General features: G+C 70.3%; 18 protein-coding genes and 1 tRNA gene. 4 read left to right on the top strand and 15 right to left on the bottom strand.

The features are described 5' to 3' along the window. Positions 1 to 35: 35 nt before the first annotated feature. The 10 genes from D3272_RS20790 to D3272_RS20745 form a co-directional block, all read right to left on the bottom strand. Positions 36 to 1,139, bottom strand: a complete 1,104-nt coding sequence (locus tag D3272_RS20790) for a glycosyltransferase (protein ID WP_165361447.1) — start codon at positions 1,137 to 1,139, stop codon at positions 36 to 38. Between the two features lie 544 nt (positions 1,140 to 1,683). Continuing rightward, a complete protein-coding gene (locus D3272_RS20785) occupies positions 1,684 to 2,892 on the bottom strand; it encodes a glycosyltransferase (RefSeq protein WP_165361446.1) in 1,209 nt (402 codons plus the stop codon). Continuing rightward, positions 2,889 to 3,551 carry a class I SAM-dependent methyltransferase gene (locus tag D3272_RS20780; RefSeq protein WP_129221125.1) on the bottom strand — a complete coding sequence of 221 codons (663 nt, stop codon included), beginning with the start codon at positions 3,549 to 3,551 and terminating at the stop codon, positions 2,889 to 2,891. The genes D3272_RS20785 and D3272_RS20780 overlap by 4 nt, the downstream gene beginning before the upstream one ends. Beyond that, positions 3,548 to 5,794 carry a glycosyltransferase family 2 protein gene (locus D3272_RS27465; protein WP_165361445.1) on the bottom strand — a complete coding sequence of 749 codons (2,247 nt, stop codon included), beginning with the start codon at positions 5,792 to 5,794 and terminating at the stop codon, positions 3,548 to 3,550. Before D3272_RS27465 ends, D3272_RS20780 begins: the two co-directional genes overlap by 4 nt. Further along, positions 5,791 to 8,025, bottom strand: coding sequence for a glycosyltransferase family 2 protein (locus tag D3272_RS20770; protein WP_129221124.1), 2,235 nt, complete (start codon positions 8,023 to 8,025; stop codon positions 5,791 to 5,793). Before D3272_RS20770 ends, D3272_RS27465 begins: the two co-directional genes overlap by 4 nt. Positions 8,026 to 8,189: 164 nt before the next feature. Next, positions 8,190 to 9,146: a calcium-binding protein gene (locus tag D3272_RS20765; RefSeq protein ID WP_129221123.1), complete on the bottom strand. Its 957-nt coding sequence runs from the start codon at positions 9,144 to 9,146 to the stop codon at positions 8,190 to 8,192. A gap of 24 nt (positions 9,147 to 9,170) precedes the next feature. After that, positions 9,171 to 10,019 (bottom strand): hypothetical protein, encoded by an 849-nt coding sequence (locus D3272_RS20760; protein ID WP_129221122.1) that lies wholly within the window; start codon positions 10,017 to 10,019, stop codon positions 9,171 to 9,173. A 774-nt stretch (positions 10,020 to 10,793) separates the two neighbouring features. Next, positions 10,794 to 12,005: a cysteine desulfurase-like protein gene (locus D3272_RS20755; RefSeq protein WP_129221121.1), complete on the bottom strand. Its 1,212-nt coding sequence runs from the start codon at positions 12,003 to 12,005 to the stop codon at positions 10,794 to 10,796. Between the two features lie 82 nt (positions 12,006 to 12,087). Beyond that, on the bottom strand, positions 12,088 to 12,759 hold the full coding sequence (locus D3272_RS20750) for an amino acid ABC transporter permease (protein ID WP_129221120.1): 672 nt from the start codon (positions 12,757 to 12,759) through the stop codon (positions 12,088 to 12,090). A gap of 12 nt (positions 12,760 to 12,771) precedes the next feature. Further along, the gene (locus D3272_RS20745; protein WP_129221119.1) at positions 12,772 to 13,587 is read right to left on the bottom strand and encodes a transporter substrate-binding domain-containing protein; all 816 of its coding nucleotides are present in this window, start codon (positions 13,585 to 13,587) and stop codon (positions 12,772 to 12,774) included. Between the two features lie 204 nt (positions 13,588 to 13,791). Here D3272_RS20745 and D3272_RS20740 point away from each other — a divergent pair, with 204 nt between their 5' ends. Next, positions 13,792 to 14,496 carry a FadR/GntR family transcriptional regulator gene (locus D3272_RS20740; RefSeq protein WP_165361444.1) on the top strand — a complete coding sequence of 235 codons (705 nt, stop codon included), beginning with the start codon at positions 13,792 to 13,794 and terminating at the stop codon, positions 14,494 to 14,496. Positions 14,497 to 14,577: 81 nt separating this feature from the next. On the opposite strand, the gene D3272_RS20735 is transcribed toward D3272_RS20740, so the two are convergent. Further along, positions 14,578 to 15,504, bottom strand: a complete 927-nt coding sequence (locus D3272_RS20735) for a LysR substrate-binding domain-containing protein (protein WP_129221117.1) — start codon at positions 15,502 to 15,504, stop codon at positions 14,578 to 14,580. A gap of 87 nt (positions 15,505 to 15,591) precedes the next feature. Here D3272_RS20735 and D3272_RS20730 point away from each other — a divergent pair, with 87 nt between their 5' ends. Then, positions 15,592 to 16,641: a YeiH family protein gene (locus D3272_RS20730; protein ID WP_129221116.1), complete on the top strand. Its 1,050-nt coding sequence runs from the start codon at positions 15,592 to 15,594 to the stop codon at positions 16,639 to 16,641. A 176-nt stretch (positions 16,642 to 16,817) separates the two neighbouring features. On the opposite strand, the gene D3272_RS20725 is transcribed toward D3272_RS20730, so the two are convergent. After that, positions 16,818 to 16,902 (bottom strand) — tRNA-Leu (locus D3272_RS20725). 82 nt (positions 16,903 to 16,984) lie between these two features. Continuing rightward, the gene (gene rffA / locus D3272_RS20720; protein ID WP_342634195.1) at positions 16,985 to 18,181 is read right to left on the bottom strand and encodes a dTDP-4-amino-4,6-dideoxygalactose transaminase; all 1,197 of its coding nucleotides are present in this window, start codon (positions 18,179 to 18,181) and stop codon (positions 16,985 to 16,987) included. Between the two features lie 276 nt (positions 18,182 to 18,457). Here rffA and D3272_RS20715 point away from each other — a divergent pair, with 276 nt between their 5' ends. Together D3272_RS20715 and D3272_RS20710 are read left to right on the top strand one after the other, a co-directional pair. Beyond that, complete coding sequence (locus tag D3272_RS20715; protein ID WP_129221114.1) at positions 18,458 to 18,823, top strand: response regulator; 366 nt, start codon at positions 18,458 to 18,460, stop codon at positions 18,821 to 18,823. A gap of 100 nt (positions 18,824 to 18,923) precedes the next feature. Beyond that, positions 18,924 to 19,934 carry a complex I NDUFA9 subunit family protein gene (locus tag D3272_RS20710; RefSeq protein ID WP_129221113.1) on the top strand — a complete coding sequence of 337 codons (1,011 nt, stop codon included), beginning with the start codon at positions 18,924 to 18,926 and terminating at the stop codon, positions 19,932 to 19,934. 59 nt (positions 19,935 to 19,993) lie between these two features. Here the strand turns inward: D3272_RS20710 and D3272_RS20705 are convergent, their stop codons facing one another. Together D3272_RS20705 and D3272_RS20700 are read right to left on the bottom strand one after the other, a co-directional pair. After that, complete coding sequence (locus D3272_RS20705) at positions 19,994 to 20,749, bottom strand: SDR family oxidoreductase (protein WP_129221112.1); 756 nt, start codon at positions 20,747 to 20,749, stop codon at positions 19,994 to 19,996. A 117-nt stretch (positions 20,750 to 20,866) separates the two neighbouring features. Beyond that, positions 20,867 to 22,219, bottom strand: a complete 1,353-nt coding sequence (locus D3272_RS20700) for a cytosine deaminase (RefSeq protein ID WP_129221138.1) — start codon at positions 22,217 to 22,219, stop codon at positions 20,867 to 20,869. Between the last annotated feature and the right edge of the window lie 54 nt (positions 22,220 to 22,273).

The raw sequence follows: 22,273 nt of genomic DNA, 5'->3' as shown, positions 1-22,273 counted from the left end.
AGCACCTTCAGCACCGTGCTGGGCACCATCGGCGCCTAACAGCCCTCAGCCGACCTGCGCACCCCCTGGGTAGTTACAAAAAACGGATGAAAATACTCATTAAGTTCGTTAACTTTATCTTCGTCACTATAGATGAATTCGGCTTTTGGACTTGCAACGATAGCCAAAGCGACAAAGGCGAGGGCATGCTTGGCTAGAATGTCGTCATGATCGAAAAAGACGATCCATTCCCCTTTGGTCATGCGAATACCATCGTTGGTGGCCGTCGAAATATTGCCGTTACTGTCCCTGTAATGCAGCCGCACCCGCGAGTCCTTAGCGGCGTAATGATCTAGTAATCTTCGTACATGGGAAGATGTAGAAGCATCGTCAACAATACAAAACTCAAAATTGTCATAATTCTGGCATAAAACACTCTCAATTGCGTCAATCAGAAAGCCTTCACTGGTGTTATATGTCGACATCACGACCGAAAACATCGGCCGTTGATGAATGCCTGTCAGGATCGTTTCAATCTCCCTCATTTTCTTCTGGCTCAGAACGGAAAAGGTCTCTCGCCATGTACCGTAGGAATCTTGATTGTTTGTGGCTCTATGCTCTTTGAGGAGCATGTCTTTAAATAATGGATTTGCAAAACTAGAAAAAGATTTGCGTACATTTTCATAATCACGATCGTCAAAGCGACTTTCGATGTCGTCTCGAATATCTGCCCAGTCAGATTTACACACGAAAAGCTGTTTTATCCGAAACTCGCACGGAAACTCGCACGGGTCGAACCTAATTCTAAAATAATCATTTGGAATATAAATCGTTTTACAAATCAATTGGTTTGGTAGTACACGCGGGAAATCGATCTCGCAGAAATCCTTTTCTGAATCATCGAAAAACACATACAACTTAGGATAAAAAAAACTGACATCGCCGTCGAATTCAAACCCGAATTTAATCCAGTTCGATCGAGTGCCTCGGTCGAATTTGTGTATGAATAATTGTGGGTCCGTTCCAGTACTCTCCATCTGTCCATCGCTGAACATCCTCAGGTCTCCGTCGGGAGAAAAATCGAGAGTCAAATGCCAGTTCGACTCGCCGAAATCAGCAGAAAGGAGCGCAAGTGCTATAGCGATTGGATCAATCTGCATGCGGTCTACTCTCACAATCGATAACCAGCCTATGATCGAAGCGAGGCATAGCATCGGCAACGCTCTCAAGCAAGGTCAAATCAACGAGAGCTTAATGACAGATCCGAGGCTTGCCCAAAGGGTCATATGAAATTTTCAGCAGCTGGATTACTGTATCAAAACTTTGACCAACGGTGGCATCGTATTCGGTGTAAAGGTCTATACCAGAATTTGGGATTTTTACCTCTGAAATAGCCTCTTGCCGCAGGAGAAATCCGAGATAATAAGCGAAAGAGTACAAGCTTAGATAAATAGTCCGTTGTCGCCCAGAGAGAAGTAATAGTCTCTTGAAGACGTCGGCGCACGTTAGCAGAGCCACACTGGTTCTTGCGTCGCGTCGCTTCGAACCGGTGCCCTACCCGCGGTGCCTGAGCAGAATGGACAGGAATGTCATCGGACATGCAGGCCAACTGGGGCCTAAGCTCGCCTGAGCCGCGTCGCAAAGGCTTCGGCTCGTAGGCTTGGGCCACGCCGCCCAACACCGTTTCCCTATCCTTCCGCGATGTCACGCCCCCAAAACCTCCCGCATCGCCGCCACTGCCTTCTCCGTCCGGTAGCGCTTCTTCACCGTGCGCCGAGCCGCCGTCCCCAGGGCCGCCGCGCGGTCGCGATCTGCGAGCAGGCCGGCCGTGGTGTCGGCGATGGCGTCGGGGTCGAAGAACGGCACCAGCAGCCCGTTCACCCCGCCCTCCACCACCTCGCGGCACGGCGCGGTGTCCGACGCCACCAGCGGGCAGCGCATCGCCATGGCTTCCAGCATCGACCAGGACAGGACGAAGGGCACGGTCAGGTAGACATGCGCGGCCGAGATGCCGAGCAGGGCGAGGTAGTCGGCCCGCGCCAGCCGGCCGACGAAGTGGACGCGGCCCGGGTCGATCTCGGCCTCGACGGCGCGCAGGCCGATCGCCTTCCAGCTGTCGCCCTCAGGCGGCGGCGCCCCGTAGGAGGTGCCGTCCCCCCCGACGATGACCACCTGGGCGTCCGGCCGGGCGCCGAGTAGGCGCGGCAGGCTGCGCATGAACTGGGGATAGCCGCGCACCGGCTCGAGGTCCCGCGCCACATAGGTCACGACCTCGTCGCCGCGGCGCAGCACGAGGCCGGGCCGCGGCGAGAAGCTGGCCTCCGCGTCGGGTCGCACTGTGCGCGTGTCCACACCCTCGTGGATGACTCGAATCTTCGGCCAGAACTCCGGCGGGAAGGTCGAGCGCTGCCAGGCGGTCGGCGCCACGGCGGCGTCGCATTCGGCGAGGGCCAGGAGGGTCGCGGCATTGCGGGCGCGCAGCGCCGTCTCGCCGTCCGGGTTCAGAGGCGGCTCGTCGGGGTCGAAGCCGACATCCCCGCCCGTCGGCCGGTAGTAATATTCGCAGTAGAGCACCAGCCGCGCCGCCGGGAAGGCGGCCCGCAGCGGCAGGGCCTCGCCCCAGCCGTGGTGCACCACCACCACGTCGGGCACGAAGCCCGCGGCGGCGAGGTCGCCCGCCGCGTAGAGGACCTGTTCGGCACGCCGGCATTCGAGGTCGAAGCGCCGCGCGAAGGTGTGGGTGGGGCGCAGGTCCGGCTCGCCCAGGCCGTAGCGCACCATCGTCACGCCGGCGACGCTTCCCGACACGTCGGAGCCGATGGCCGCCACCCGGCAGCCGGGATCGGCGGCGAGGGCCGCCGCGAGAGGGCCGAATTGGGCCGGGAAGTTCTGGTGGACGAAGAGGACGTTCACCGCCCGTCCCCCGCGGTCGTCGGCGCCCAGAGGCCGGCGGCGGAGGTCCGCGCCAGCAGCGCGGCGAGCCCAGCGTGGTCCGTTTCCGGCATGCCGAAGACGCCCCACAGGTCGTAAGCGTTGCCGGGGCCCACCGCCACCTCCGGGAAGCCCGCCTCCAGCGCGACCTCGCCGAGGCTCCGCGCCGTGAAGCCGGTGCGGTGCGCCATGGCGGTGACGCCGTCCTGGATCGAGCGGGAATGGCCGAAGATCATGTCGTGCAGCGTGATGGGGCCGGCCGGCGCCACATAGGCCACGTGGCCGAGCCCGTGCCGCGACACGGCCGCCGCCACGGCATCGAGGTCCGGGCAGGTCACCAGCGCGAAACCGTCGGGCCGCAGCACGCGCCGGAACTCGCGCAGGGCCTCGACGACCTCGAAGCCGTAGAGGTGTTCCAGGCTGTGGGACGACAGCACGGCATCGAAGCTGCCGTCGGGCAGGGCGGCCCGCATGTCGACGAGGGAACACACGACGTCCGGCTCCGTCGCGGGGTCGACGTCGACGGTCGTCTCCATCCAGTCCGTCGCGTCGAAGGGCGCCGTCGGGGCGCGGGTCCGGAACCCGCTGCCCGCGTTGAGGAAGCGTCGCGCGCCGCCGCGCGCCGGTGCGGCAAAGGTCATGGGGAATCCGGGGGCAGGGGCGGGCCGGCCGGCCGCCAGGGCCGACGGGCGGCCCGGGGAAGGGGCGGGCAGGCGAGCGCCGTGAACGGGGCCGCGTCGCGGTTCAGGGCGGGGTGGTAGAAGGGGTCGTGCAGCAGATCCTCGCCCCAGCGCCGTCGCAGGTGGGCCTCCTCGGCTTGCCGGGCCGGTGCCGGCGGCTCGCGCCAGACGGAATGGCGGACGAAGCGGGCTCGGGGCGCCACGAGCAGCCGGTGCCCGGCGCCGCGCAGCCGCAACGACAGGTCCGCCCCGGCGAACAGGTCGGGGAAGTGGGCGGCATCGAAGCCACCGGCCTCGAGCGCCGCCGCGCGGTCGACGAGGAGGCAGGCCGCGTCAAGAGCGCCACAGCAGCGGGCGACCCGCAGGCCTCCGGCATAGCCGCCGGCTCCCTCGCGCTCGCCGGCGAAGGCCGGAGCGATGGAGAAGCCGGGCCCGGCGACGCTTCCCGCCGCCAGCACGATCCCGTCGGGGTCCATCACCAGCCCGGCGACCGCCGCCACGCCGCCGGCTGCCAGCCGCCCCGCCAACTCGTCCAGCGCGGCGTCGTCGACGGGTTCGAGGCCGGCGTCGAGCAGCAGCACGGCGGCGGAGCCCGAGGCCCGCAGGGCCGCGTCGCGCAGCCGGGCGGGATTACGCCAGCCCGGCACGGCGAGGTTGTGCCAACCGCGCGGCACCGGCAGATCGCCATGGCTGACCAGCAGGCACCGGTCGAGGCCGCGGCCCATCCGTCCCGCGACCCGGTCGAGGTCCGCCGTGGCGTCTTCGGGCTGGATGACGGCGAGCGTGACGCGCGCGCTGCCCCGCGGCCGGCCGACATGGACGGCCGGCAGGCCGGTGGCGGCATCGGGTTCGAGCGGGGTGGCGGGTGCCCCGGTGGCCGCCCGGGTGGCCGCCGCCAGGGTGGGGCCGAGCCCCGGGTCGAGGCGGGGCAGGACGACCAGCATCTCCGGCAGGTGCACGGGCGCGTCCCCGTCCGCCGCGGCCCGCGCCGCGAGGGCCAGGAACAGGTCGAACAGCGAGGCGGCGCCCGCCCGCAGCGCCTCCCGCACCGCGGCGGCCGGGGCGGCATAGACCAGCGCCGCATAGCCCTGCTCCAGCTGCCGTTCGGCATCGTAGGCGGGCCACAGCAGCGGCACCCGCCCGGGGCCGTGCCCCACCGTGGAATCCGGGTAGACGAGCCCGCCGCATCCCGTCACCGCCGCGGCGAGCCGGGACAGGGCATCCGCCCGGAAGCGCGTCCCCGCCAGGGCCAGCACGACGGGGACATCTTCGCCTTCCGCGGCCAGGAAGGTCGCGACCTCGCCCGGCGCGAAGCGGCCGGGGAAGCCCCCGTCCGCCGCCTGCAGCGCCACCCACGCGATGCCGTGCTGGGCCTCGAGGCTGGCGATGGACGGCTCGACCGCCGCGCCGACCAGGACCACGGCGACGGGGCCGGACGCGGCGGGGCCGGACGGGGGCGACGGCGCGTGGTCGGCGGACCAGCGGTCGAACGCCGCGAAGGGGAGCGATTGTGGCACCAGGGCCGCGATGGTGCCGCACCGCGGATCGCCGGCGGCGATGTCGCTCCGCGCCATCAGGAAGGCCCGGAGCCCGTCTGGAAAGGCCAGCACGGCGCAGGGACTGCCGGCCAGGGGCACGCCCCGCCCGTCCACGACGGTGGCGCGGTACACCCGCCCGTCCGCCAGGGCCTCGGGGAGGTGGATGTCGAAACCCGCCCGGGTCGTGCGGACGCCACCCTGAATGACGGTGACCCAGCCGCAGGCCGGGGCTTCGGCCGCCACGGCGCGGTCGACGATGACCCGCACGGTCGCGGCCGCGTCGGGCCGGATGGCGACCCAGCCGGTCAGGCGCAGCCCGCCCTGCCAGGCGACATGCCCGGCGGCCTCGCGCGGCGCCGTTTGCCGCGACCCCAGGGGGCGCGACCCAAGGCGCAGCGCTTCGCCCACGCGCTCCCCGCCGTTGGCCAGCCGCACCTCAAGCGTTTCCCCGGCCTCGACGACGGCGTCGTCCAGGGCAAAGCCGAAGCCGTAGCAGCCGTCGCCGATCGCCGCGGCTTCGGGCGCGAAGGCGTCCGCCCGCGCGAGGTCGGTGACGCGGCCGTCGACCAGCATCTCGACGGCGAAGCGACGGGTCGTGTCGGCGTCGTCGAAGGCATGGCCGCGGACGCCCGCCTCGTGGAGGAACAGCTGACCCCGGACCGTCACGGCGCGACACCGACGGCAGCGGCGTGGGCCCGCGCCGGGCGCATTCCGGCGGCATCCGGGGAGGCCCCGCACCAGGCCACCAGGGCGGCGGCGGCCGCCTCGCCAGGCAGGCCCTCCGCCAGGGCGAGGTCGCCGGCCGCGCGGGCCAAACGGTCACCCGACCAGTCGACATAGGCGCAGGGAAGGCCCACGCAGCGGCGCAGATCGTCGATGACGCCGAAGGGCAGGTCGGGGTCGGGCAACAGCAGGTGGGTGATGCGGCGGTGGCGGACGGCGTCGGCGTAGTCCGCCGGCGCCATCGCCCCCGTCGCCTGCGGGCGGGCGCGGGCGGGGCGCCAGCCCTCGCCGAACTGGATCACTTGCCCGCCGGCGGCGCTCAAACGGCGGTCCAGCGCCGTCAGGAGCCAGTCGGCCGCCGCCGTGGCGGTCGGGACCAGGGCGGCGATGCGCACCTGCGGCCCAGGCAGGACCGCCCCGGCGCCGATCCCGGGGTCCGTCTCCGCCATGGGCGCCAGCCCCAGCGCCGCCGCCACCATCCGGTCGCCCGCGACGATCTCCGCCCCGTCCGACCAGAGCGGCCGCGGGGGGCCGAGCGACCGCGCGGCGGCCCGGCCGGCGACGAAGATGGACAGCGGCGCCCGCGTCCGCAGCAGCAGGTCGAGCAAGGGACCCGGCACGGCTTCGGGCTCCGCCACGGTGATGCCGCGGATGTCGAGCGCGTCCAGGTAGGCGGCGAGGCCGCCGCGGTCCTCCGCGGCGAAGCTGAGCGATTGCGGGACGCCGCCGGCCGCAGCCTCGAGCGCGACGTCGCCGTGGCGCGTCCACGACAGGCCGATCACGGCGGCGCCGTCGACCGACAGCGCGGCGGCGCGGGCCGCCAGCGCGGGGCCGAGGCGCGTCGGCCGCCCGGCCAGGATCCGCACCGGCCCGGCCGGCGGGACCCGCCGCTCGATGGCGGCGCGCAGCGGCCGGAGCGGGTCGGCCTCGACGAAGGAGGCCCAGTCCATGTCGTAGTCGGGGAAGCGGTCGCGCAGCAGGCGCGCGTTCTCCGCTACGAGGGCGCGCTTGTCGGCGGCGAAGGACTGCGCCCCGATGTGCCGCACGTAGAGCCCCGCCGCCACGAGGTTGCGGTAGCCGCGCCGCTTGGCCCGCCGGCACAGGTCCACGTCCTCGAAATAGCCGCGGCCGTAGTCCAGCGCGAGGCCGCCGAGTTCGTCCCAGCAGGCCCGGGTCACCAGCATGCAGAAGGCCGTTCCGCTGGGGATGTCGACGCCGAGGTCGGCATGCGCGTCGCGCGCCGCCGCGTCGAGGCGGGCGGCTTCGGCCGCGGACGGGACGGGGTTGGCCTGCCGCAGTCTCGGGAAGCTGGTGAACCCGCCGTCGTTGGAGAGGGGCACGACCGTGCCGACGTCGTCGCCGCGCCCCGCGTCGCGCAGGCGGGCGATCGCATCCGGCGGCAGGATGGCATCGGCATTGAGCAGGAGCAGGTGCCGCCCGCGCGCCCGCGATGCACCGCGGTTGATCGCCGAGGCGAAACCTGCATTCTCCGCGTGGCGCAGGTAGTGCCAGCCCTCGCGCCGGCATCGCGCCGCGACGGAGGCCGACAGGGCCGGATCGGGACAGGCGTCGTCGACGACGATGACCTCCGGCCGCGGGTCACACACCTGGGCGGCCAGCGCTTCGAGGCAGGCCTGCGTCGCGTCGCGGCCGCCGAAGACCGGGACCAGCACGCTGACCAGCCCGTCGCACGGCGGTTCCGTGTTCGGCACGTAGGCGCACAGGGCCGGGAAGCGGACGTCCACCGGGGGAAAGCCGGCGAGAACGGCCCGGATCCGGCCGGGGACCTGCGGGGAGCAGAGAATGCGCAGCCTCGCCAGGCTCACGCCGGACAGCCTGTCGTAGCGATGGACGTGGATGGCGACGTCGCGGCCGTCTGACTGGATCCGAGGCGCGACGGGGCCGCGCCATGCGACGACGCCGGACAGCCCGAGGGCGTCGCGCCTGCAACGGACGGCGAGGTGCGAGGTCGTCAGCAGAATCCGGGCCGCGCCCGCGAGATGGTCGAGGGTGGCGTCTGGCGCGCAGAGCAGGGCTCCCGCCACCTCCGCCGACTGGTCCGGCATGGCGTCGAGTCGCAACACGAGATGCCGGACGTCGCAATCGGCCGCGTCGATCTCGAACGCCGCCGCCGCATCGCGCCGGCCGGCTTCGCTATATCCGAGACCAACCAAGCAATGAGCCCTCAACAGCAGGGATTCACTCGACGGGACCTGACACCGACGGCAGATCGCGTCGATGCTGGCAAAGGCATCCAACAGTGACGTCACCGCTATGCATCCATGACCGGGGTGGATGAGATCGCCTCTCGCCCACCCCTCGTGCCTCTACGAGGCGATCAGTGCTTGTTGCGCGTGTCGGTGAAGGTCAGATTCACGGTGCCGACGGTGGTGATGGACCCACCGCTGGCGAAGTTGATCGTGACCTGTTGCTGGCCGCTGGCATTCGTCGAGGTGCTCGTGGAAGCGATATCGTGGCTCGACTTGTTGAGGTTGACGAAGCCGCTGCCAGCGCCGCCGAAGATCGTGTCGGAGTCGCCCTTGCTGAGGTTGAACTTCAACGAACCCGTGCCGAGGTTCAGGGTCGTCTTGGCACCGCCGTTGATGGTGGCCGCGCCCTGGTTGGCCGCCGGCCCGAAGATCGTATCGGCCCCGGTGCCCGCCGAGATCGTCGCCCTGCCGCCGCCGGTCGGCGCCCGAACAACGTTGTCGCCGGCCGAAAGCCTGATGGTGGACAAACCCGAGCCGGCCCGGATGGTGTCGTGGGACTCGGTGCCCTGTCCGGCTCTGACCACCGCCGAGCCGGTGCCGGTCTCCACGATGCTGCGGCCGCCCGCGACCAGCGTGTTGGAGCCCGACCCGCCGACGATCGTATCGCGGCCACCGCCTGATGTGATCGCTTCGGCGCCCGATCCCCCGACCAGCAACGACCGGGCGGAGTTCCCGAAGATCGTGTCGCTGCCCGAGCCGCCGATCACGGTGGCGCGAAAATCGGCCGTCTTGTCGCTGTGCGAGACGTCGAGATAGTTGGTGCCCTGCGACGCCGCGACCAGGAGCGGCCCGTTGGAATTGATCTGGGTGACGGCGTTTCCGGTCAGCACGAGGGCCTGCGTCGTCGTGGCATCGACGGTATAGGCGTTGCCGGGGTCGGTCACGATCGAGATGCCGACGCCGTTCGTGTCATTCAGCAGACCGCTCGCCGTGAGCGCCTTGATGATGGAAGCCTTGGTGCTGGGCGAGATATCGGACAGAACAGTTTGGATGTCAGCGGAGGTCGACCCCGGATACTGGGACATGATGGTTCCTCGGATTGTGGGATGTTATTGCCGGGCCCTGAAGATGCGCAATCCGTCCGCAGCAGGCGTGCGGGAGGTAGTCGAACCCGGTATTCTCTTCATGATAGCATTCTTGAGTTGTAGGCGGAAGCCTACAATTGGATCGCTTCCGAAAAATTCCAGTTCCGCTCCTTCAGCCGTCCGGCTGGCTGCACCGAGATGGATCGCTTCCGCTTCCATCCTGAACTTAGAAGCTGCATCGCCGTGCAGCGACAACCCCAGTGCAGTGATGGCTTCGGCCCGCTGGCGGCTGCCGGCGAACTCGCCCCCGCGGTGCCAGCGCGACCATTGTCCCTGGGACTGGGCCGTCTGAACGCGGATCGAAACCGTCACGTCGGGCTGGTGGGTCGTGATGGACAGGCCCTCGATCGGGAGGATGTCGGCCGGTCCCGCGATCCACTCGCCCGCCTCGGCCGTGACGTCGCCGCGCCGCGACACGTGCGCCAGGATGGCGAGCGGCAGGGACGCCCGGTCGTCGGCGCGTGCGACGGGCTTGGCTGCCGACGGGGCTGCGACGGGCGACGCGGCGTCGGCGCCGTCGTCCAGGATGTCGAGCGTGAAGGTGGCGTCGGCACCCCTGCCGTTCAGGGGGCCGTCGACCTGAAGGACGAAGGCCCCGGCCGTGTGAGCCACGATGACCAGTGCGTGTCCTGGTGATTCGAGAGTGCCGATCGCCCGACCGGGCGCAGGAACCAAGTCCAGATCACCCTCGGCGACCGTAACGTGCCCCATCGCAAACGAACCCTCCGCACAGGTGACGTAGCGGAGAACATAAAGACCGCGCTCGATCCGACAGGTCGATACTCGGTGTCCGCCTCGGTCACTCAGCTTCATGCTAGGTCCTATCGATCGCAACGGGGTGAATGGAGGAAGATAGCGCCTGCTAAGCTGTCCTGTAAGAAAACAATAACCGGGAGTATCGATCCGTCACGAAAGGCGTCGACTCGTCGTCGGACAGGCCTCATTTAGCAAGCTTTTCGATGCTTTGCCACAATGATTGCGCGACATGCAGGGCGATGTCGCGAAAATGGCTCAACGCTTCACGGCGGTGTGGACTGGTGGTGACGGAAGGGCCTGGGCCGCCACCGGCCAGCCGATGCCGGCGACGGCATCGCGGCTCGGACCTCCGTCATGCTGTGCCGTGACAGGCGTCGGCGTTCCGCTTCGACGACGGCTTGATAGGCCGTGGACGGCCGGGCTGCGGCCCGTCGCCCCGGGGGGAGGCGTCAGGCTCGCCGAAGGGTCGGAACGGGAGTGGCGCGCGGAGATGCCCCTCGGGCGTTCGGCAGAGCCCGCCCACCCCTGGCGCGGCGGTCGCGGGCGCCGAGGGGCTTCGTCGGGGACGGCGGAGATGGTGCCGTCCCGCACGCCGAGATCGAGGGCGGGCGCGTCATGGTGGGCCGTCTCGAAGTCGAGAGCGCTTTCGGCTTCGGCGATTTCGCTCCGACCTCGAATCGAGAGCGGTTTCATCGGCTCCGAGTCGCCAAGGCGACCCGGAGAAAGCCGATGGTGCCTTAAGACTGACTCCGACGCGTGGCGGAGCGTCCGCTGGAAAGGCCGAGGACCGTCGCTTCGTCCCTAGGGGAAGCGCGCGTCACGCGCCGGTGCTCAGCGCAGCGCAGTGTCGAGGGCGCCGACGAGCCGATCGACCTCGTCCAGCGTGTTGTAGTGCACCATCGACACCCGTACGACGCCGCCGTCGCCGGCGAGCCCCAGCCGCTCGACGAGGCGGCGCGAATGAAAGTCGCCGAAGCGGATGCCGAGCCCCTGGGGATCGACCGCGCCGACGATCTCCGCGCTGTCGCGCCCCTCCGCCTTGAAGCTGATCGTCGGCACGCGGTCCGGGCCCGCCTGCCGCCGCCCGATCACCCGGACGTCGTTGCGCGACCCGAGATAGTCGAGCAGGCGTCCCCCGACGGCGGTCTCCTGCGCGGCGATGTCGGCATAGGCGCGCTCGATCGCCGCGCGGTCGCCCGTGCCGCCGCCGAGCTCGTCGAGGTAGTCGACGATGCCGGCCGACCCCCAGGCCAGCTCGTAGTTGGTGTTGCCGGGTTCCAACTTCGCCGGCACCTTCTCGCGGCCGTAGAAGTAGTGGTACAGGCCCTCGAGTTCGAGCAGCTTGTCATACCGGCCATACAGCACGGCGAAGTGCGGCCCGAAGGTCTTGTAGAAGCTGAAGACGTAATAATCGACGTCGAGCGCCCTCACGTCCACAGCGCGGTGGGGCGCGTAGGCGACGGCATCGACGGCGATCTCGGCGCCACGGGCGTGGACGCGCCGGGCGATCTCGGCCACCGGGTTCACGGTGCCGAGGATGTTGGAGCAATGGGTGACGGCGACGAGCCGGGTCCGCTCGGTCATCAGGGCGTCGAGCGCGTCGAGCGACACTTCCAGCGTGTCGGGGTCGAGCCCCCAGGTCCGGATCACGACCCCGCGCTTCTCCAGCGCCCGCCAGGGGCCGATGTTGGACTCGTGGTCGAAGTCCGTCACCACGATCTCGTCGCCGGGGCGGAGCCGGCCCTCCATGGCGCGGGCGAGAAACTGGAACATCACCGTGGTGGAGGGCCCGAGAACGATCTCCTCCTGCCGCTCCGCATTGAGCAGGAGCGCGATGCGGGATCGCGCCTCCGCCACGCGTTCGACAGCCCGGCGCGACTGCGGATAGGAGGCGCCGGTCTGCACGCTGGTCGTGAGCAGGTAGTCCCTGACCCGGTCGGCGACGCGGCCCAGCACCAGCGAGCCGCCGGCATTATCGAGGTAGCCGAAACCGTCGGCGAGGGCCGGGAACTGGCGGCGGACGTGGTCGATGTCGAGCGGCATGGGCTGGTCTCGTTCGGGGTCGGGCGACGACGGGTCGGGGAAGGAGCGGGGACGAAGCGGGCGGGCCGCGACCGGCCCTGGCTCAACGGGCGCGCCGCCGCAGGCGACCCTCGTAGAGCCCGACGAAGCGGACGCAGGGGAGCAGCAGCGCGATGTAGATGGCGGCGGCGCCGATCAGCGGCGTCGGGTTGGCGGCGAGCGCCTGGGCCTGGGTCGCCTGTTTCAGCAGGTCCGGCATGGCGACCACCGAGGCGAGAGCCGTGTCCTTGAACACGTTGATGGCGTTGGACGTCAGCGGCGGCACCACGAGCCGGACCGCCTGGGGGAGGACGATGCGCCTCAACCACAGTGGCGGCGCCATGCCGAGCGCACGCGCGGCCTCGACCTGGCCCTTCGGCACCGCCTCGATGCCGGCCCGCAGGATCTCCGCCGAATAGGCGGCCGAGACGAGGCTCAGGGCGGCCGTGGCCGAGGCGAAGGGCGACAGTCGCAGCCCCACGAAGGGCAGCGCATAATAAATGACGATCAGCAGCACCAGCACCGGGATGGCGCGGAACACGTCGATATAGGCGACCGCGACGAGACGCGCCGCCGCGCCGCCGTAGAGCCTCAGCAGCACCAGCGGCAAGCCGCCGGCGAGGCCGAGCGCGATCGCGGCGGCGCCGAGGCCCAGCGTGACCCAGAGCCCGGTGAGGAGCAGCGGCAGCGCGTCGCGAAACACGCCCCAGTTCAGGAAAGTGTCGAAGACCGACACGGCCGCACGTCGTCAGAGCTTCGGGATCGCCGCCTTGGCCACCGTGCTGGTGGTCGCCTCGGGGGCGACGCCGAACCATTTCTCGTGCAGCTTGGCAATGAAGCCCTCCGCCTTCAACGTCGTCAGCACGGCATCGACCTTGCCGACGAGCGGGCTGTCCTTGGCGAACATCACCGAATAGCGCTCCCCGGTGGGGATGCGCTCGACCACCTTGTAGGCCGGCTTGTCCTTCACGTAATACTGCAGCGCCGGGATGTCGCTGATGTAGCCGTCGATGCGGCCGGCCGCGAGGTCGAGCATGGCGGGCGCCAGGCCCTCGTAGCGGCGGATGTCGGCGAACTTGTCCTCGGCCTGGTGCGCCGTGGCGTAGATGTCGCCGGTCGATCCCGTGTCGACGCCCACCGTCTTGCCCGCCATGCCCTTGAGGTCCGCGATGCCCGACTTGGCCATCACGGTCAGCGACTGGTCGCTGTCGTAGTAAGGCTGGGCGAACGACACGCTGCCGAGGCGCTTCGGCGTGATGGTGATGGACGACACCGCGGCGTCGATCTGCCCGGACTGCACGGCGGCGAAGAGGCCGGTGAACGGGATGTTGACGAAGCTGACGTCGTCGCCGAGGCGCTTCGCCACTTCCTTCATCAGGTCGATCTCGAACCCGACCGTGTCGCCCTTGGCGTCCTGGAACTCCCAGGGCAGGTTGCCGATGTTGGCGCCCACCTTCAGGGTATCGGCCGCCCGGGCGGCGGGGAGTCCGAGGGCGGTCGCGCCGAGCGCGACGGCGGCGGCGAGGGCAAGGCGGCGCGTGACGGGAGCGGGAGCGAAGCGCATGGGCAATCTCCTGAGCGGCGGCCGCACCGCGCCAGGGACGCGAAATCGGCCAGACCGGTTTGACCGACGCCAAGGTGCATGGGATCGTGCCGTCGGGCAAGCCGTCGCGGGCGCGGGGACCGCAGAGATGATGGGCAGGCGAGTGGAGAATTTCGGCACGGAGCCCGAAGCGACGGCAGGTCAGGGTCGGACGGGAGCAGGCCGGTGAACTGGACGCCACTGGCCGAGCCGGCGCCGGGCGATCGCGTGCCGGTGTCGCGCGGGGTCTCGGACCGCCTGCAGGCGCTGATCCTGCAGGGCGGCCTCGCCGCGGGCGACCGCCTCCCCTCGCAGCGCGACCTCGCGGCCCGGCTCGGCGTCAGCCGCCCGAGCCTGCGCGAAGCCATCGCGGCGCTGGAAACCATGGGGCTGGTGGTGGTGAGGGTCGGCAGCGGCGTCTATGTCGCGCCGCCCGGCCGGCGCGCCCCGCCCTGGCGCTTCGCCGACCGGTGCAGCCCGCGCGACGTCTACGAGGCCCGGCTGGGCCTCGAGGCCTACGCGGCCCGCCTCGCCGCGACGCGCATGGACGACCGGGGCGCGGCGTGTCTCGACGAACCGGTGCAGGCCATGGCGGAAGCGCTGGCGCGGGGAGACCTGCAGGCCATGGCGGCGGCGGACGCCCGCTTCCACGACCTCGTGGTGGAACTGGCCGCCAACCCGGTCCTGGCCGGGATGGTCGGGCCGATGCGCGACATCCTGGTCGAGAGCCAGCGGCTACCGATGGCGCGTTCCGACCGGCTCGGGGAAACGCTGGCGGAGCATCGTGCCATCGCGTCCAGCCTCAGGATGGGCGACATCGCGGGGAGCGAGGCCGCCATGACGGCCCATATCAGGGCGGCGGCGGACCGATCCGGCGTGAAGCTCGGCTGAGACGTCGGGGACGCGCTCCCTGCGAGCCCAGCGAGAGATGTCGGGTCGTCTTCGGCGAAACGGGCCCTGAGGCACGGACCTTCAGATGTCGAAGCTCGGTGCGTCGCGCTGTTCCGCCATCTCGCGCGCCGCCTCGTGCAACAATCCCTCGAAGGCGACCGCCGCCTTGGTGCGGAAGCGTTCCTTGTGGCGCACCAGGGCGAAGCGGCGGGTGGGCAGCGGATGGTCGATGCGGCATAGGCCCCCCGCCTCGACGTGGGGCCGGGCGACGAGGTCCGAGACGGCGGTGAGGCAGGCGCTTCCGGCGACGGCGGCGCAGACCGCCTCGTTGGTCGGCAGGACCAGCGTGACGTCGAGGTCGCCGGGCGCCACGCCCGCCGCCCGCATCGCCGCCTCGAAGGCGGCTCGGGTGCCCGAGCCCGGCTCGCGCATCACCCAACGGGACGATCGCAGCGCCGGGGCCGTGACGGCGCGCCGGCGCGCGAGCGGGTGGCGCGGCGACGCCACCACGACGAGCCGGTCGTCGGCCAGCGGCGCGACGGCCAGCCCCGGCGCATCGACTTCACCCTCGATGCAGCCGATCTCGGCATCGCCGGCCAGGACGGCGGCGGCGACCGCGGCGGTGTTGCCCTCGGAAAGGCTGAGCGCGACGCCCGGGTGCGCGGCGGCGAAGCGCATCAGCAGCGGCGGCAACCAATAGCTGGCGAGCGTCTGGCTGGCCGCCAGGGCGAGCCGGCCCCGTTCGAGCCCGCCGAGTTCCCGCAGCGCCAGTTCGGCCGCGGCAGCGGCGGCCAGCGCCGCGCGGGCTTCCGGCAGGAAGGCGCGCCCGCTCTCGCTGAGCTCAAGCCGGCGGCCGACGCGGTGGAACAGCTTGGTGCCGTGGCGGCCCTCGAGCGCTTGGATCGATGCCGTGGCGGCGGACGGCGTGAGGTTCAGCGCCTCGGCGCCCTTGGTCAGGTGCTGGCGCTCCGCCACCGCCATAAAGACGCGGAGCTGGTCGAGCGTCATTTCGATTTCGGCGAACGAAACGGAAGAAACATGCGAATGGATTGAACACGTCGGCGGGTGCAGAGCAAGGGGGTCGGAGATGCTCCCATGTCGAACGCCACACGCCCACCCCTGACGATCCTGCCGGGACTCGCCCTTTGCGGAGCCGTGGCGGCGGCGGCCTACGCGGCGGATGCGCTCGAGACGCGCTTCTTCGGCCGGGCCTGGCTGGAAACGCTGGTGCTCGCCATCCTGGTCGGCACGGCGGTGCGCACGTTGTGGGCGCCGGGCGCCCGCTTCAAGGCCGGCCTGGATTTCGGCGCCAAGCAGATGCTCGAGATCGCCGTGGCGCTGCTCGGCGTGTCGGTGTCGTTCCGCACCATCGCCGCGGTCGGGCCGGGACTGCTGTGCGGCATCGTCGGCGTGGTGGTGGTGGCGATCCCGACGAGCTTCGCCATCTGCCGCCTGCTCGGGCTGCCGAAGCGCATGGCGGTGCTGGTGGCCTGCGGCAATTCAATCTGCGGCAACTCGGCCATCGCGGCCGTGGCGCCGACGATCGGCGCGGACGGCGACGACGTCGCGGCCTCGATCGCCTTCACGGCGGTTCTGGGTGTGCTGGTCGTGTTGGGGTTGCCACTCCTGGGGGTCGCCCTCGGCTTGAGCCCGCTCCGCTTCGGCGCCCTGGCCGGCCTCACCGTCTATGCCGTGCCCCAGGTCCTCGCCGCGGCGGCACCGGTCGGCCCCGCCGCCATCCAGATCGGCACGCTGGTCAAACTCGTCCGCGTGCTCATGCTGGGGCCGGTGGTCTTGGCGCTGTCGCTGCTGGCCGGCCGCCTCGACGAGGCACGCCCGCCGCAGGCTGCCGCGCGGCCGCAGGCCCGCCGCATCGCGGTCCACCGCATGGTGCCGCCCTTCATCGTCGCCTTCCTCGGCTTCGCCGCCCTGCGCTCGCTCGGCCTCGTTCCCGCCACCGCCCTCGCGCCCGCCGCTGCGGTCGCCGACGCCCTCACCATCGTCGCCATGGCGGCGCTGGGTCTCGGCGTGGATGTGAGAATCGTGGCCAGGGCGGGCCTGCGCGTCACTGCCGCCGTGACGCTGTCCCTCGTCGCCCTCGGGGCCCTGAGCCTCGGGCTGATCGCGGCCCTGGGCCTCGCCTGACGGTCCCGCGAAGAGGCGACGCACTACACGCGCAAGGCGGACAGGAAACGTTTGGCTCTCGACGCTGCAAAGCTGCTCGTCGGGGAACAGGCCAGAAACGAGAAACGCCCGCACCTCAGATCAGGTGCGGGCGCTAAACTTAAAAACTCCCACAAAACAGGAGCTTAGAAAATGAGTGGTGCCCTGGAGAGGACTCGAACCTCCACGGTGTTACCCACTGGTACCTGAAACCAGCGCGTCTACCAATTCCGCCACCAGGGCCTCGAGGCGTCTTCTAGGCGGGGCCTGGCGGGCTGTCAATCGGGAGGCTCGAGCTTGGCCGAATTTCTGCCCGCCGCCTGCGTCAGTCGCCCCTCGCCACCGCGGCGACGAGGTCGACGACGGTGTCGACGGCGTCGTCGGACAGGCCGGCCCACAGCGGCAGGCGGACCATGCGGGCGCTGAGGTCCTCGGTATGGGGCAGCGGGCCGTGGGCACGGGCGTAGCGCAGGCCGGCGGGGGCGCTGTGCAGGGGGACGTAGTGGAAGACGGCGCCGATGCCGGCCGCCTTGGTGCGCCGGAGGAGTTCGCCGCGGCCGGCGACGTCCGGCATCACGACGTAATAGACGTGGGCGTTGGGCGAGCAGATCTGCGGCACCACCGGCCGCTTCAGCAGGCCGGCGTGTTCGAGGGGGGCGAGGGCCCGATGATAGCGGTTCCAGGCGCGGTGGCGCGCGGCCTGGATGCCGTCGACCTGCTCGAACTGCGCCAGCAGGAAGGCGGCGTTGAGCTCGCCAGGCAGGTAGGACGAGCCGACGTCGACCCAGGTGTATTTGTCGACGCGGCCCTGCAGGAACTTGGTGCGGTTGGTGCCCTTCTCGCGCAGGATGTGGGCGCGGTCGACGAAGCGGGCGTCGTTGATGAGAAGCGCGCCGCCCTCGCCGGCGATGAGGTTCTTGGTCTCGTGGAAGCTCACGGCGCCGAGGTGGCCGATGGAGCCCAGGGGCCGGCCGTCGTAGCGGGCCGCGATGCCCTGGGCGGCATCCTCGAGCACGAACAGGCCGTGGCGGTCCGCGATGGCCATGATCTCGTCCATGGCGGCGGAAACGCCGGCGTAATGGACGACGAAGATGGCCTTCGTCCGCTCCGTGATGGCGGCCTCGATCAGCGTCTCGTCGATGTTCAGCGTGTCGGGCCGGATGTCCACGAAGACCGGCACGGCCCCGCGCAGCACGGCGGCGTTGGCCGTCGACACGAAGGTGAAGGACGGCATGATGACCTCGTCGCCCGGCGCGAGGTCAAACAGCAGCGCCGCCATCTCCATGGCGGCCGTGCAGGAATGGGTGAGCAGGGCCTGCCGGCACGTCGTATGGGCTTCGAGCCAGGCGTTGCAGCGCTTCGTGAAGGGGCCGTCGCCGCTCAGGTGCCGGTTGGCGATCGCCTCGGCCAGGTATTCGAGCTCCCGCCCCGCCGGCAGCGGGACGTTGAACGGGATGGCGGTGCGCTGCGCCGCGGGTGACGGGCCGGCGCCGGCCGGAGCCTTGCTGTCGCTCGATGACACGATGGGGAGCTGTTTCCGCTGGAGGGTCGATGGACGACTCTTAAACCTCTTCGCCCCGGCCTTCCACCCGGCCGCCCCGATCCGGACGCGGCAGGCGCGCCGGGGTACTCGACGCCGAGGCCGGGTCGGGTTAAGGTCCCGTTGACGTTGCGGCATGGCGTCCGGACCGACGGTCCGGCCCGGCGATCACGGGCCGTTGAGGCGGAAATTAACGAAGTCTTAACCACTTTCGTTAACGGTCTCCTTACCGAGTAGTCGTGTTCCCACGGGGCTTCCATGCAGCGCAGCACGATCCTGATCGTCGAAGACGACCCCGTGTTGCGGGCCGACACCCTGTACATGCTGGAAGAGGCCGGCATGTCGGTGGTGGAGCGCGCCGATGCCGACGAAGCGCTGGGCTTCCTGCTCGAACATTCGACGGCGGTCGCCGCGGTCCTCACCGACATCAACATGCCGGGCCATTCGGACGGCGTGCATCTCGCCGAGATGATCTCGCGCCACTGGCCCCACATCGCCGTGGTGGTGACGTCCGGCGCGCTGCGCCCGACGCGGCAGCTGCCGGCCCGCGTGCACTTCATCGCCAAGCCCTGGAGCGTCGAGCAGATCATCAACGCCATGGAGGTCATGGTCGAAGCCGCCTGACCCACCCGTCGGGCGCCTTCGCCGACCCGCCGGGACCCGTGCGGCTGTACAGCGGGCCTGGCCTCCACTAGAGATCGCCACGTCTTTCGTGGAGCACATGATGGCCGGATCGGATCTCGCGACCAATGGGCAGGTGACCGTCTTCGGCGGCTCAGGCTTCCTCGGGCGCCACGTCGTCCGGGCGCTCGCCCGCGCCGGGTTCCGCATCATGGCCGGGTGCCGCCGCCCAGACCTCGCCAACTACCTGCAGCCGCTCGGCCGCGTCGGCCAGATCCAGCCCGTCCAGGCCAACGTCCGCTATCCCCAGTCGCTGGCGGCCGCGCTCCGCCACGCCGAGGTCGCCGTCAACCTCGTGGGCGTCCTCACCGAGACGGGCGACCAGAGCTTCGAAGCCGTGCACGTGTCCGGCGCCCGGGCCATGGCCAAGGCGGCCCGCGAGGCCGGCGTCCGCCGCTTCGTGCAGGTGTCGGCGATCGGGGCGGATCCGCAGTCGGAATCGCTCTACGCGCGCAGCAAGGCCCTGGCCGAGGACGCCGTGCGCGAGGTCTACCCCGATGCCGTCATCCTCCGGCCCTCGGTCGTGTTCGGTCCCGAGGACGACTTCTTCAACCGGTTCGCCGCCATGGCGCGCTTCTCGCCCGCCCTGCCGCTGGTCGGCGGGGGGCACACGCGCTTCCAGCCGGTCTTCGTCGGGGACGTCGCCGATGTCGTCGCCCTGGCGGCCGAGGGCGGCGCCAGGCCCGGCACGGTCTACGAACTCGGCGGCCCCGGCATCAAGACGTTCCGCGAGATCATGGACTACATCCTGGCCGTGACGCAGCGCCGCCGCGCCCTCGTCCCGGTGCCGTTCGGCGCCATGGAGGCGCCCGCCGCCGCGACCGAAACGCTGTCGAAGCTGATGCTCGGCCTGTTCCCGAAGACGCTGCTGATGACGCGCGACCAGCTGAAGCTGCTGGCGCACGATAACGTCGTGTCGGCCGAAGCGGTGGCGGAGGGGCGGACGCTGCAGGGTCTCGGCAACGAGCCGCGCGCCATCGAGACGGTGGTGCCGTCCTACCTCTACCGGTATCGCAAGCACGGCCAGTTCGACCGGGACAGCCGCCTCGCGTGACGGTGCCGCCGGGCCGGGCCCGGCGGCGGGATCGACCCTGGCGCTTCAGCCTTGCTGCTTCAACCCTGGCGCTTGATCGCCAGCGGCCCGGAAGCCTGGCAGGTCGGCATCATCTCGACCCGGTTGATGTTGACGTGGCCCGGCAGGTTCACCACCCACGACACCGTCTCGGCGATGTCGGCCGCGGTCAGGGGCTCGGTGCCCTGGTACACGGCCGCCGCCTTGGCGTCGTCGCCCGAAAAGCGCACGGTGCTGAATTCGGTGCCGCCGCACAGGCCCGGCTCCACGTCCGTCACGCGGACCATCGTGCCGACGAGATCGGCCTTCAGGTTGAGGCTGAACTGCTTCACGAAGGCCTTGGTGCCGCCGTAGACGTGCCCGCCCGGATAGGGGTAGGAGCCCGCGATCGAGCCGAGGTTGACGACGTGGCCGCGGTTGCGCTCCACCATGGCGGGCAGCAGGGCCCGCGTCATATGCATGAGCCCGGTGATGTTGGTGGCCACCATCTGGTCCCACTGGCGCAGGTCGGCCTTCTGGGCCGGATCGAGCCCCAGGGCCAGGCCGGCATTGTTGACCAGCACGTCGACCTCGCGCCAGCCCTCGGGCAGCGAAGACGGCAGGGCGGCCACGGCCGACGTGTCGGTGACGTCGAGCACGAAAGGCAGCAGCCGGTCGCCCAACGCCGCCTGCAGCGCTTCGAGCCGTTCAGCGCGGCGGCCGGCCGCGATCACGCGGTGGCCGTCGCCCACCAGGCGCTCCGCGATGGCCTTGCCGAAGCCCGCCGTGGCCCCGGTGACGAAGACGGTGAGGCTCATCGGTTCCCCCCTGCGGCGCGCGACTGGCGGTTCATGGCGGTCTCCTCCCGGACTGACGATGTCGACAGCTTTAATGGATCGGCTCCGGTGAGGCGAGCCTTTCGGCCGGGCCGGGCGTCAGGCTAGCGCGGCGCCCGCGCCGAGTTCCGCGTAGTCGGGCAGGGGGCGGTCCAGGCGTCGCCCGGCGCGGATCACCGCCCGGTCTGCCTGCGGCCGGGCCATCACCTGTTCCATGCTGCGGGCATTCAGCACGATGAGGTCGGCCGGTCCGCCGACCACGATGCGGCCCGCCGCCTCCAGGCCCATGATGGCGGCGGGGGCGGGGCCGCACAGGGCCGCCGCGTCGCCGAACGGGTGGTCGAGGTGCAGGATCCGGACGCCCTGCCGCCAGGTGTCCAGCATGTCGTGGTCGCCGTAGGCGTGGAACGGGTCCCGGCAATTGTCGCCCGCCACCGCGACGCGCACGCCGGCCGCGCGCAGCTCCCGCACGGGCGTCACGCCGCGCCAGCGCGGCGTCCGTGCCGGCACCCGGTCCTGCAGGTACATGTTGACGGTCGGCAGGCTGACGATGGAGAGCCCCGCGTCCCGCACCAGGGCGATGTGCTGCGCCAGGGCGGCGTCGTCCTGCAGGGCCAGCGAGCAGCAATGGCCGCAGGTGACCCGTCCCTCGTAGCCGTGGCGCACCGTCGCCCGGGCCACCGCCGGCAGGGCCGCCCCGGCCGTGTCGTTCGACTCGTCGACGTGCAGGTCGACGTCGAGGTCGCGCTCGCCGGCGAGGGTGAACAGCCGGTCCAGCAGGTCTTCGAGGTCGGCCAGCTCCTCCCCGTGCAGCCCCGCCGTCGCCCGCGTCACGCCGCCGACGAGGCCGCCGCCCGCCGCCACGAGGTCGGCCAGCGTTTCGGCGAAGGGCGTGCGGTAGACGTCGAGCGCCACCAGGGCCACGCCCTGCAAGGCCACGCGCTCGGCGAAGGCCGCCTGCATCTCGGCCAGCACCGCCCAACTGTCCTGGGCCTGGCCTTCGTAGGAATCGATGTGGGTGCGGATGGCCGAGACGCCGTGCGCCTCGGCGCAGCGCAGGCCGAAATCCATGCGGCGCCGCAGGTCCGGCCGCCGCCAACGGGCCTCGCGGTCGGCCGCCGTCGCGTCCCGCGCGCCGAGGAAGTCGCCGCGCAGGTTGGGGGCGCGGTCGACGATGTGGCCCTTGTCGAGATGGGTATGGACGTCGACCAGGGTCGGCCACAGGTGGCGGCCCGCCAGATCGAAGTCACGGTCGACGTCGTCGTCCGCCGGGCCCTGGCCGGCGGGTCGTACCGCCGTGATCCGCCCACCCGCCAGCGCCACGTCGACCAGCACGGCGCCGTCGCGGTCGGCCGTCACGCCGTCCGGCGGGACCGCCAGGAAGGGCAGGGGGACGCGGGCGCGCCGGAGCGTGACGGGCGCGGCGCGGCCGAGCGGGATCGAGTCCTGGATGTCTTTCACCGTGTGTCGCTCCCCCGTGTCGCCGCCGTCGACCGGGCCACAGCG

Origin of the sequence: Lichenibacterium ramalinae, from assembly GCF_004137085.1 — a bacterium.
Classification (GTDB): domain Bacteria; phylum Pseudomonadota; class Alphaproteobacteria; order Rhizobiales; family Beijerinckiaceae; genus Lichenihabitans; species Lichenihabitans ramalinae.
The sequence above is the reverse complement of the archived record's forward strand: the minus strand, read 5'-3'. Positions and strand labels throughout refer to the sequence as shown.